The 12,003-nt window shown below is 40.8% G+C and carries 9 protein-coding genes; 1 reads left to right on the top strand and 8 read right to left on the bottom strand.

Features of this window, described 5'->3' with window-relative positions; translation table 11 throughout:
- Window positions 1–220 precede the first annotated feature (220 nt).
- The 5 genes from Q0788_RS07620 to epmB all read right to left on the bottom strand — a co-directional run bounded on the left by Q0788_RS07620 (window position 221) and on the right by epmB (window position 7,354).
- Entirely contained in the window at window positions 221–1,246 is a 1,026-nt protein-coding gene (locus Q0788_RS07620; RefSeq protein ID WP_298809248.1) for a MoxR family ATPase, read from the bottom strand.
- Between the two features lie 42 nt (window positions 1,247–1,288).
- Window positions 1,289–1,723 (bottom strand): c-type cytochrome, encoded by a 435-nt coding sequence (locus tag Q0788_RS07615; protein ID WP_298809246.1) that lies wholly within the window; start codon window positions 1,721–1,723, stop codon window positions 1,289–1,291.
- Window positions 1,724–1,811: 88 nt separating this feature from the next.
- Window positions 1,812–3,899 carry an EAL domain-containing protein gene (locus Q0788_RS07610; protein WP_298809244.1) on the bottom strand — a complete coding sequence of 696 codons (2,088 nt, stop codon included), beginning with the start codon at window positions 3,897–3,899 and terminating at the stop codon, window positions 1,812–1,814.
- A gap of 322 nt (window positions 3,900–4,221) precedes the next feature.
- On the bottom strand, window positions 4,222–5,979 hold the full coding sequence (locus Q0788_RS07605) for a hypothetical protein (protein WP_298809242.1): 1,758 nt from the start codon (window positions 5,977–5,979) through the stop codon (window positions 4,222–4,224).
- 367 nt (window positions 5,980–6,346) lie between these two features.
- Window positions 6,347–7,354, bottom strand: coding sequence for an EF-P beta-lysylation protein EpmB (gene epmB, locus Q0788_RS07600; protein ID WP_298809240.1), 1,008 nt, complete (start codon window positions 7,352–7,354; stop codon window positions 6,347–6,349).
- Between the two features lie 160 nt (window positions 7,355–7,514).
- Here epmB and efp point away from each other — a divergent pair, with 160 nt between their 5' ends.
- Window positions 7,515–8,087, top strand: a complete 573-nt coding sequence (gene efp, locus Q0788_RS07595; RefSeq protein ID WP_057761310.1) for an elongation factor P — start codon at window positions 7,515–7,517, stop codon at window positions 8,085–8,087.
- A 159-nt stretch (window positions 8,088–8,246) separates the two neighbouring features.
- Here the strand turns inward: efp and Q0788_RS07590 are convergent, their stop codons facing one another.
- The 3 genes from Q0788_RS07590 to Q0788_RS07580 all read right to left on the bottom strand — a co-directional run bounded on the left by Q0788_RS07590 (window position 8,247) and on the right by Q0788_RS07580 (window position 11,997).
- Window positions 8,247–10,043, bottom strand: a complete 1,797-nt coding sequence (locus Q0788_RS07590) for an ATP-binding protein (protein WP_298809238.1) — start codon at window positions 10,041–10,043, stop codon at window positions 8,247–8,249.
- A 36-nt stretch (window positions 10,044–10,079) separates the two neighbouring features.
- Window positions 10,080–10,940, bottom strand: coding sequence for a tRNA threonylcarbamoyladenosine dehydratase (locus Q0788_RS07585; protein WP_298809237.1), 861 nt, complete (start codon window positions 10,938–10,940; stop codon window positions 10,080–10,082).
- A gap of 100 nt (window positions 10,941–11,040) precedes the next feature.
- Window positions 11,041–11,997, bottom strand: a complete 957-nt coding sequence (locus tag Q0788_RS07580; RefSeq protein ID WP_298809235.1) for a TatD family hydrolase — start codon at window positions 11,995–11,997, stop codon at window positions 11,041–11,043.
- Between the last annotated feature and the right edge of the window lie 6 nt (window positions 11,998–12,003).

Genomic DNA, 12,003 nt, shown 5'->3' with positions numbered 1-12,003 from the left:
GTTGTCATCATTTGTATTTATATCATCTGACAAACAAACTCACGAATAGAACGATATAGTTGATTTAGGACAATTCGAATACGAGAAGAGCGGGTGAAAATACCGTAAATAGTGAACTGAGTGACTTTGATATTTTTTCTAAATTATATAGATTTGACTATGTGTAGCACTATGTTTCACCGATGCAGTTAATCAATACGGTCAAACAGTCTGTCAGCTGCTAAGCGACGACTGACACTTCTGCTAGGATACGTTGGGCGATAGTTTTTGTTGCTTGACCACCAGTCACATGCGCAGGTACAAAGCGCTGACCGAGGCGATGATCAGTAACCGCAGCAAATACTGCTTGAATATCTTCAGGGGTTACTTCCATGTATCCCGATACATAGGCATGCGCTTGGGCAGCACGTTGTAGTGACAACACGCCGCGAGGCGATAAGCCGTGATATTCTTGGCTTGCACGAGTTTTTGCAACCATTCTCTGCAAATAATCCAATACAGTATCTGCTACATAAACTTGTCTGACACCCTGCTGAGCCAATAGTACAGCCTCAGTATCAAGTACCGTATTCAAATCTTTGAGTAGCTCGCGACGGTCTTTACCTTTTAGCAGCTCACGCTCTGCAGCAGGCGATGGATAACCCAATGACAAACATAATAAGAATCTGTCTAACTGCGACTCTGGGAGCGGATAGACACCTGCTTGCTGCAATGGATTTTGGGTGGCAATGACAAAGAACGGCTGTGGCAAAGGATAAGTCTGGCCATCTTGCGTGACTTGTCGCTCCTCCATCGCTTCAAGTAGCGCACTCTGCGTTTTGGGACTGGAACGGTTGATTTCATCAGCAAGTAATAACTGTGTAAAGATAGGTCCCGGACGAAACTCAAATTGCTGTTTACTTTGGTCATAGATGCTCATACCTAAAATATCAGCAGGCAACATATCATTGGTAAATTGCACTCGGCTAAAGCTCAAACCTAACAACTGTGCCAAGCCCTGTGCCAAAGTCGTCTTACCCATACCAGGCAAGTCCTGCAATAACAAATGACCGCCCGCTAATATACAACTGAGCGCTAGCCTAACTGCTTGCGGCTTGTCCAATACAATCTGATTTAATTGCGCTAACAGCTGTGCAATTTGCTGCTGATTGCGTTGAAAATCAGCCGTACTAGGTATGGACTGGCTGAGCGGATTCGCTGTTATATGAGAGGTAGATAATGATCTATTGTTAGCTGCATGGGTCATAGTAGGTTATTGGCTCATTTTTTAGGTCATAACGATGATAAGTCAGTTCACATCATCTGTAACGGTTGGTGCAGCGGCACGGAGCGTAGATAAATAAGCGATGATATCGGCACGCTCTTTCGCATCTGGCATCGGGTCAGACAGCATTTTGGAATCTGGCATGGCTTTTTGGGCATCTGCAATGTATGGATCGAGTGTCTCTGCATCCCATACCCAACCTGAACCTTCTAGCCCTTTGCTGTAGGTATAATCTTTTAACTCGGCAGCCGGCGCACCATATATATTCATTAATTGTGGGCCTTTTTTATTCAGACCCGCATTACGTTGGTGACATTGTCCACAAGCATCTTTATAAATTATCGAGCCGTTGTCTGCATCGCCGTCAGTATATAAGGGCAGAGTCACAGGAGCACGATGGTCAGGTGGCGTTTTCTCACAAGCTGCAAGCAACAGAACAGCAGCCAAAAGGCTGCTCATTTGATATCTACTGATAAGGGACATTTTTAGCAATCTTTGGTTGAGGAATATTATCGCCATGACATAAACGATATGATGTACTGGCCTTTTAACTCGCTACCTTTATTGTGCTACTAGGCTCTTCTAAATAATACCCTTGTAAATAGCGTGCGCCCACACTCCAAGCGACTGACATCGTGGCTGCATCTTCAATATAAGGCATGAGTACATCGACTTTAATGTCATTAGTACGCATAATAAGAGACTTAACCGTTTCTAGATTTTCTGCTGCACCAATATCTTGGATATAGCTACGTGCCAAGCGTACCATATCAGGCTGGACAAAATTGGCAATTTCAATAGATTTGACAGACGAGCCAAAATTATTAATACCTATTTGACAGTTAACATCGTTAAGCGCAGAAAATTGAGACTTGGCGACGGTTAAGTGATCAGAAATATCTATTTCATTGAACTGTAGGGTTAATACACCAGCTGCGCCGCCTACCGCTTTTATCAATTGGCTGGCCACTATCGGCAGTTTTTTATCAACCAATGAAGCATTGGTTAACTGTACTAATAACTTAGCCTCAGGATGAACTTTACGGACGTCATTGATTTTCTTACAAGCATTGATAAGCACCCATCGATCAATCTTTTCTAACAGTTGATGTTTTTTAGCCACCGCCATAAATTGATCAGGAGTTAATACCGTATTGTCAGCATCTGACAAAGGTAACCGTAGATACACTTCAAAGAAGTCGCTACGATCGTTATTGATGTCGTATATTGGCTGAAATGATAGATCAAAACGGTTATTAGTAATGGCATCCACTAATGACTCAGCAAGCGCATGATCATCGCTATTGGCATGTTCGCTTGGGTCATATATACGGTAAGACCCACCATTATTAGAAGTCTCTACCATAATTTGGCTGATAGCATCCATGGCGCGTTCTAATATAATGACAGGCTCTACCGTATTTTTTTCAATTTTGACAATAGCAATACTAACTGTTGTATTGGTTGTACGTTTATCAACTTCAATAAACATACCCTTTATAGACGAACCGATATGCGCAGTAAGTTCTTCAATATCACTCGTCGTCTTGTTTTTTACTAAAATCGTGAATACGGTATCGCTGAAACGGCTCACATGTCCATCAGGTACTAACTCAGTCAACGTGTGAGCAACTTGCTTGACCGTTGCATCTATTCCTTGTAAACCTAAGCTACTTCTTATTTTTCCTACATTATCAACCTGCACATATAGCAGGGCTGCGGTCATTAGTCCTTGGGACGCCTGCTGATGTATTGCTATCATCTGCTCTTCAAAACCACGACGGTTATCTAAGCCAGTTAAATTATCTTTACGTTCAGCTTCAGCTAAACGCTTAGCAACCTCCGCACTATTATTACTATTCTGCTGAATAATAATCTGAATGACTGGCTCGCCCTCTAACGTGGCTGATGCCAATTGTAGTTTCGCTTCAAAAGTACTACCATCTGTCCGTACACTTTCAAAATTAAACTCAACGTCTTTGCGACTACCTTTGTCAAATTGACGTAAAAATTGTTTAAACCCTTGAACATTATCTCTACCTGAAATCAGGTCAATAATAGGCACGCCTACCACTTCATTCATCGATTTAAAGCCGAATAGCTGAAGATAGGGATCGTTAGCAAATATGTGGATACCCTCGTCTATATAAGCGACCGCGCTCTTAGAGTTCTTAATCAACACATTGGCACGTTGTTCTGCTTCAGAAAGCACTTGACGTAAGGTTTTTAGCTCGCGGCGACTGCGCAAACTATTATGCTGCAAACAAATAGCCATTACCACTGGCATCTCTTGATCCATTTCAAGCGCTTTGACCATCGTGCCACTAATCACAGTCGGTAGCTCATACTCATTGTAGGCAGTCGACGCTATCTCTTCATTCGTTAAACAGATCATTGGCAGATCGATATTTTGCTCTTGTACGAGGCTTACCACATCTGTAAAGCTCATATTATAAGCTTTGCCAAATACCAGTACATCCCACGGTTGGCGCAGAAGTTTTAATAGCTCTTCTTTATCGTCCAAAAACCCCAAATTCACATTATCGTAATAAGGACTCAATAACTGCACAAGACGTTCAGCATAGAGCTGATCGTCATTGATCACCAATAAATTTAAAAGAGATTGAGAGCGCATAAGGAGCCTTTTAGTCGTACGTATTGTTATCTATTATTTTGTTACTTTACATCTTTGTCTAAAACTAACCTAGCACATAAAAGACGCTAGCGTTAATATTCTATGAATTCTATCAGTATAGACTGAGTTTTCACTATGATAATTATTTTATAGTTAGAAATATCATAAAAGTCAGAGTAACAATATTTATCATTATAGACAATAATTAGACCAACTGCAGATTAACTTATACCCTTCGTCGCCTACTATATTAATGGCGACAATCTATATAAATTCTTCGTTATGACCTGAAACTCCTGTCACATCTAAGCATCCCTAAGCGCTATAACTGAGCAACCTCATATTGACTAAACTTATCAGTCATCATCAGCCTGCGACCTAATCGTAGGGAGGTTTGTTTATTACCAATACGCATAACAACTCTATCATCAGCTTGAAAGTACGAAGGTGGTACGATTAGTGTGCCAGTCGTCTGTAGCTGTTCATCTTTACCAAGAATAAATGCTGGTACAAAATGGTGACTTCGCGTTTTACTGCCTTCCAAACGTAATCCACATGCCACAATTTTATGCCCAAGTACCTGCCATTCTACTTCTGGATTTTTAGTATCGACATTGAACCAGCGTACTACCCCTATTGACCAATTAGGTTGTTCTGTATTTTCAGATCCATAGACCAAAATTAGGCTCATAATGTGTAAAGGCTGAGGTGCTGTCCTAGAAAGGTCAGGGACAGTTTTTTCTACGTTAAGCCCTTCTTTATTGAAAATAATTTCGTCGGCAACATTCTCATTAGGCTTACCAGTTTTTGGCAACAAATGCAGTGTGCGATATGCTGAAGAACTTTCATAGTCGTCAAATATCTCAATGTTTATAACGCCACTGCGGCTACGCTCGCTATCAAATGTATCGTATAAAGGCCTGTCCTCTTCTCGTAGATGTTTGATAGCGATTAAATTGGCAAAAGTTTTTGAATGACTTACATGGTAGTGTATATCGTTAAAATTGGTGATTAACTTTGCCTGCTGTTTGCTAGTATATTTGGTTGGCAAGGTAGGTGGCGGCTGCAAATAGCGGTAGCTAATGGTCATCGAAATAGCATTAATCAGACTATATTCTACTGTACCACCTTCCTCGATAAAGTCTTTTTTACGTGACTCAAAATATTCAACTATCGGTGTCAGTTCTATAAATAGACAGTCATGACGATCTTCATAGGGGTTGATATGAGAGTTGACTGTTAGATAGCTTGGTGGCTTACTACTATGAAGATCAACAAAAACCTTTGTCTCGGTGGCGGGCTCCATTGTCGCGACTATGTGTTTAGCCCAGTCAGGCAATAGACGCTGTACGAGTAAGATATTCGGGCGCCTCATAGCACGCAAATTTAACAAGTGATGCAAACAGATTTGGCAATATAGCTGATGGATACTGTGTGTTTGATTCGTGACGGTATGTAGGCTCAAATCAATATCAGTCACTTTTCTCTGATGAGCCAGATAATACAACTGATTGACCTTAGACCACAGGTAATCTGATGGCTTTCGATAGCACAGTGTTTCTTCTGCTAATAGTTTTTGGTATCTTAATAGTGATTGATAAATCGCAATAGCAAGCGTGCTATCAGGTTTAGTCTCAGCACCAAAAAAACGCTGCCAACCTTTACCAGAAGATTGGTTTAAGGAGGCTTCTGACAACTGCGTCTCACGACGTATGACTTTGTCGTAAACCATGATAATTAAATAATGTAGCGATTGCATTTGAGCGATATAAGACATCTGATCCTGACTAAGCGCGCCTGTCTCATAGATATAGTGCTGCCTAAAAGCTGCAATCAGTCGGTCTGAGGCATCAATGACTGTTACCATCAATTTAAGACGCTGTTGTTCATCCATATTGGATTCACGTAATACTGTCAGTAAACTCTCTAAATGCTCTGTTTGCTGTTCTTGGGTAAGCGTAGGTAGCGTTGCCAACATTTTTAACAAGTAACGCTCTTGACCATTTACTGAGCGATTAGATAGTGGAGGTAATGGCTCTGTAGAATCTAAATGCTCTTGAAACATTGATAACGTTATCATCAGTATCTTTACTCTCTATTAGTCACTCTGAGGCAATCAGTAATATGCAGCAGTACAAATACATGTATGGCATAAAAAATGTTTGTGAAGCTCGACTATAGAAAAGTGATGCTATCTATTTATTGTGAGCCTGAAACTAGCAGTACGCTCTGACAATACCTACATACTGGCAGAGTCTTGAAACTAGCGTTATATGCTTTTGATTAACTGATATATTGACAACCTATATCCTGTTCCAATCATATATCTATTTACACTTATAAAAAAGCATAAATCCTAGATTTTGATTTTTAAAGATACTATCCGCATCTTTTTTAAGAGCCGCTCTTTGTTTACTAATTCCCCTAAATTGTTATAGTGCCCTACATTAGCTATTGCTGTAAATATCAATCGGCACTTTAAAAGGTCTATTCGGTAACTCTCTGACCAACTTAGGGACGAGATAACCTGGCAATGATGCTAACAATGACCAATAAAGCTCAATCGCTGCTTGCTCACTACTATCGAAATGCACCGCGCCAGCCACTTTGTCCAACACATGCAAGTAATATGGTAGCACGCCACAAGCAAACAAACGCTGACTAAGCTTTACTTGTGCGTTAAGAGTATCGTTGACACCTTTTAGCAACACGGCTTGGTTTAATAGCGTAACTCCAGCTGCTCTAGTACGTTGCAAGTATTCAGCGGTTGGTGCATCTAGCTCATTGGCATGATTACAGTGAATAACCATTACAATATGGCAGCGGCTTTGAGACAGCCTCTCTAACAATGTAGCGTCCAAGCGTGCGGGTATTACTAATGGCAAGCGCGTATGCAGCCGAATGGTAGTAATCTGCGGAAGAGACTCCAAAGTATCTAACCATGAAAACAAACGTCTATTAGTCACATTCAGTGGGTCACCACCACTCAAAATTACCTCATTGACCTCAGGATTTGCATTAATATAGTTGATGATATTTTCTTTTGCATCAGCAGTCGGCATATTGGCACTATAGTCAAAATGCTGGCGAAAGCAGTAACGGCAATGAATAGCACACGCACCCGTAATCGTTAATAACACTCTTGATTGATATTTATGAAGCAAGCCTTTCACAGGGTTTTGCGTGTTTTCGCTTAGTGGATCTGCTACGTAGCCTGTGACGTTGATTTGCTCTTGCTGATCTGGCAACACTTGTTTAAGCAGGGGATCATTACGGTCGCCAATAGCCATTTTTGTCACAAAGCCACGCGGCACACGCAGTTCAAAATGCTTAGGTACGTAAACTTCTGCACGCATTGATTCAAGCTGGAGGATACTCAATAGCTCATCAACAGATGTAATAGCTTCCGATAATTGCGTTTGCCAGTTTTTTTGTGTGATTAAATGGTTTATCATGACAGCCTATTACCTGTGCCCAAAATCCGATATTATACGCCCTTAGTGTCTAGCCTATCAAAGTATCCTCGTTAATCCGTAAATACTTGGCATAACAGAAAATTTTGGTACAGTCAGCCCTATGTCTTACTATTATATTTACAACCCCTAGGAGTTTCTTGTGGCAAGTTTTTCTACTAATGAATTTAAAGCTGGTCTAAAAGTGATGCTTGATGGCAATCCTTGTGCCATTCTTGAAAACGAGTTTGTCAAGCCTGGTAAAGGTCAAGCCTTTAACCGTGTTAAGTTGCGCAATCTTCGTAGTGGCAAAGTACTGGAACAAACTTTCAAATCAGGTGACAGCTTAGAAGCTGCTGATGTGATGGATACTGAAATGAACTATCTATACAACGATGGCGAGTTTTGGCATTTTATGCATCCTGAGAGCTTTGAGCAGATTCAAGCGGACAAAAACGCAATGAGTGACTCAATCAAGTGGTTAAAAGAAAACAGCAATGCTCTATGTACCATTACGTTATTTAATGGTGCTCCTCTGTCAGTCACGCCGCCTAACTTCGTTGAGTTAGAAATCACAGAAACAGATCCTGGCGTACGCGGCGATACTTCAGGCGGTGGTGGCAAACCTGCTAAATTAGAGACAGGTGCCGTTGTACGTGTACCATTATTCGTGCAACAAGGTGAAGTGGTACGTGTTGATACGCGTACTGGCGACTACCAAACTCGCGTGAACTAATTATTGCTCCGAACATGACTAGTAGTTGATATTTACTGATATCTCTATCATCAATAAAAAAGCTTAACCACCATATAGGCGGTTAAGCTTTTTTTATATTTACCGATCATAGTTACATCAAAATGATAATCAATGGCGCTAATACTAATAACTAGTAAGTTACTCTTCTGCCAATGATTGCTTCTGTATCAGCCAATACTGTACTAAGGCATTTAGCTGCTCTTGCTTAAAAGGTTTGGTGCAGTAATCCTGCATACCAACTTTTAGATATTTCTCACGCTCGCCGTCCATTGCATTAGCAGTCAGTGCAATAATGGGCGGCAATACTTGGGGATCATATAATTCATGCAGCTTAATAGTTGCCTGTACACCGTCCATGATCGGCATGTGATGATCCATTAATATCACATCATAACGTTCAGGAAATAAAGCAAAAGCCTCAATTGCTTGCTGACCATCCGTAACATGAGTCACGGTATGACCACTGTTAGTTAGTGCTTTTTTGGCAATAATCGCATTAACAGTATCATCTTCAACCAACAATATATGACCAGCTCGCTCGTGACTAGGTTCGATCATCGTCATATCATTGGAGTCTTGCCATGTCTCATACTTGTCTTCATCAATAGTAGTTAACGGCAATAAGACACTAAATGTCGTACCGACCCCTACTTCACTGCTCACATGAATATGACCACCCATTAAATCGACTAGAGATTTGCAAACAGAAAGTCCAAGTCCAGTGCCACCATAAAGACGATGAGTAAATTTATTTGCCTGATCATAAGCATCAAATATAGCTTCTAACGATTCTGGCTTAATGCCGACCCCTGTATCTTTAACTTCTATACACAAAGTCATATTTTGACTAGTCTTATCGCCTTCTGTTTTGTTTGCTTCTTTCTCTTGGCTCGTACTAACGAATTTTTCATCAATGTTATCTGGGCAGTAACAATTGTCCATATGTTTGACATCGATACTTACTTGACCACCTTCACGAGTAAACTTAATCGCGTTATTGACTAAATTTGCGATAATCTGTTTAAGCCGTACAGAATCCCCTTTAACGTAGGGCGATAATGTTTCAGTATAATGATAATCTAAAGTCAAGCCTCTTTGGCGCGCCTTTATAGCAAACAAACTGACGACTTCATTACATAAGCTAGATAAATTTAATGGAATAGAATCTATCGTCATTTTTCCAGACTCGACTTTCGATAAGTCCAAAATACCATTAATGATGACCATCAAATGCTCATTAGAAACCTTAATATTATCAACGTATTCTCGCTGTTCATCACTAAGATCGGTATCACCTAACATATCTACCATACCGATAATTCCATTCATCGGTGTACGAATCTCATGACTCATATTAGCCAAAAAGCTCGATTTCATTTCATTAGCGTGCTTTGCATCACGTTGCTTATCCTGCAACTGCAAAGCATCAGCTGCCATTTTTGCAAACTCTACTAATATCGCTGACTGCTGCTCACTAAAATTATGATTAGGCTTCGTATCCATAAGACATAAAGTTCCTAGGCGGTAATTCTTATTGTCCTCATACAAAATAATAGGTGCCCCAATGTAGGATCGTAAATATGGGAAACCTGTGACCATAGGGTTCTGGCTAAAACGACTGTCGTTCCATGTATCTGGTACTATCAATACTTCATTAGACAATATTGTATAATTACAGAAAGCCGTATCACGTGGTCCTTTGGTTATACTCTCAGGCGCATCTTCAAATGTGCAAGCTGGTTTTAGATATTGGGTGTCCTCATCCATAAAGGTAATCGTAACTACTGGTACATCAAAGAACAGCTTTGCCAGCGCGACTAGTCGATCGAATGCAGGCTCCTCATCTTCGTTGAGTACCTGATACTTTTTCAGCTTGTTAATACGCTCTGATTCATCTACTGCTACAGGGTAGCTCTGCTTTGGCGAGTTAGACATAGACAAGATAAACTCCATTAAATAATATCAGACGCATTAGTTACGACTCGTCTGTCTTATTAATAATTGTAATGCTTCACTCACCATAATCATCGCCACCACTGATGTAACGACCACTGCTGAGCCATAACCGCCGCACTGTAGACCACCTGTCTGACAGCTTTTATCTACAATTGGCGGCTCTGTCGAATAGACACATTTGATACCAAATTTTTCTTTTAAAGCACTATTAATGCCTTTCTCGTGGCGTAACTTGTTGCGTAGCTTTGCTAGTAGTGGGTCTTGATAACAGTCACGCAAATCACTTACTCTAATCTGACTTGGATCTATCTTACCACCTGCACCGCCCGCACAGACCAACTTTAGTTTATTAAAACGACAGTGTAAAGCGATTGCTAATTTAGCATTCATATCGTCTACGCAATCTAAAATAACAATCGGTTTGCCCTGAGCAGTAGCGGATTTGACTGCTTCACGACTTGGTAGGAGTGTGGCGACATTATCTACCGTCAAAAAGTCATCGACTAAATTTAACATTACTGTGGGATTAATCTCTCTAATACGAGTTGCCATTGCTTCAATTTTACTTTGTCCAAATGTGCTGTCCAATGCAGGCAGTTGGCGATTGACATTAGACGCAACTAATACATCCAAATCAATCAGCGTAATCATTCCTACTGCTGTCCGAGCCAACGCCTCGGCTGCCCAAGAGCCAACCCCTCCTACACCAATAATGTAGACATGAGCTGCCGAAAAAGTATCAACCGCAGAGGTACCATATAGTGTCCGTGTACCTTGAAAACGACGATCGTACTGCTCATCCTGTTGGTTTAATCCATCTTGTACAAGGCTGTCTTCGTCGAATTCCAGTTGTTCAAATTGTCGCGTGTCACTCATAACAGATCAAATTCTCTTTTCAAATATTTTGGTTATCATTTATACGGCTAGTACTTTTTAGCTTCTAATTACAGCTATGCTTTTCTTATAAATAGCACAGTTACACTGAATAAGCCCAGTCTACTTTCAGAGCATCACAGCTATTTTGCCATAATTGCTTGGCAAGTTTATCATGTGGTATTTCTAATAGCTCACTTAAGCTTGCCAATACCCATGGCAGATTGGCTGGTACATTCCTATTATGTGAATCAGTATCATCCGTTGTCTGACACATAATAGGTGTCATATCTGGACAATCCGTTTCAATGACCAAGCATTCGATGCCATGACTCTCAACTGCTACTTGAATAGCACGGCGCAGTTTTTTGGCATTCGGATTGGTAATTTGACCCGTAACACCAAGCTTAAACCCCAATTTTACAAAAGCCTTCGCCTCTTGCTCACCCCCGCTAAAGCTGTGGGCAATACCGCCTAATTTATGCGCATCGTATTTATGCGCTTTTAATATTGCGAGCGCTTCAGCATGCGCTTTACGAATATGCAGCATCACTGGCAGATTGTGGGTTACTGCTATATCCAACTGCGCCGCAAAGAACCTTTTTTGTTTAGCAAACATATCAGGCTGCTTCATTGCATCGGTAAAGGTGTCTAATCCAACCTCACCAATGGCTAATGGACGATTATCAGTTACTATCTGCTCAAGTTGTATCAAATGATCATCGGTATGCTGCTCAATATAAAAAGGATGTAAACCGAGCGCGATATGGGCTGCAACATCGCACTTATCTTGGTTGTTTGCTTTCGTCGCAGACGATTGCGACATTTTATTGATGAAATCTTGAGTATCGTACATTCGATCAAAATACTGATACAGATAACCTACTAGCACTAAGTGACGGACACCTTGACTATAAGCTTGCTCCACCTGTTGCCTGCGATCATGGTCGAATACTGGAGCATCAAAATGTGTATGCGTATCTATAAGAGGATAGACATTTTTTAAAGCTTCTCGAGCGTTTGTTCTCTCAGCATTGGTCGCTGATTCGTTGCCACACATTAATAA

It is taken from the genome of uncultured Psychrobacter sp. (assembly GCF_947500265.1).
Lineage (GTDB): Bacteria > Pseudomonadota > Gammaproteobacteria > Pseudomonadales > Moraxellaceae > Psychrobacter.
The sequence above is the reverse complement of the archived record's forward strand: the minus strand, read 5'-3'. Positions and strand labels throughout refer to the sequence as shown.